The organism is Streptomyces bobili, from assembly GCF_002154575.1.
Classification (GTDB): domain Bacteria; phylum Actinomycetota; class Actinomycetes; order Streptomycetales; family Streptomycetaceae; genus Streptomyces; species Streptomyces bobili.
Map to the genome: position 1 here is coordinate 7,110 of NZ_MUBA01000469.1, position 350 is coordinate 7,459.

Annotated in this window: 1 protein-coding gene; it reads left to right on the forward strand. The window is 72.6% G+C overall.

Annotated features, from left to right (window positions below):
- Window positions 1-301, forward strand: a 301-nt coding sequence (locus tag BZL64_RS41505; protein ID WP_341868839.1) for a sensor histidine kinase, incomplete at its 5' end; no start/stop codon positions are given.
- Window positions 302-350: the final 49 nt, after the last annotated feature.

The window sequence follows — 350 nt, forward strand, 5'->3', positions numbered from 1 at the left end:
CGCCTCGGAAGCCATGGAGAACGCCCACCGGCACGCGGACCCGACCCGCGTCGAGGTACGGGCAGGCGTACGCGACGGTCTCCTCGACGTGAGCGTCCTCGACGACGGGAACGGCCTGCCGCCCGGCACCACCCTCGAACAGCTCCGCAGCACAGGGCACTTCGGCATCGTCGGCATGGCGGAGCGGGCCGCGTCCGTCGGCGCCGACATCCACTTCGGCGGCGGCCTCCACTCCCGTGGCACGGGAGTGCTCCTGGAACTTCCGCTCGCGGCACTCATGCCACCGACACCGACACCATGACCGGCACGCCGTACGGCCCGACCCCGCACCCGGCCACCGGTGTGCGTAC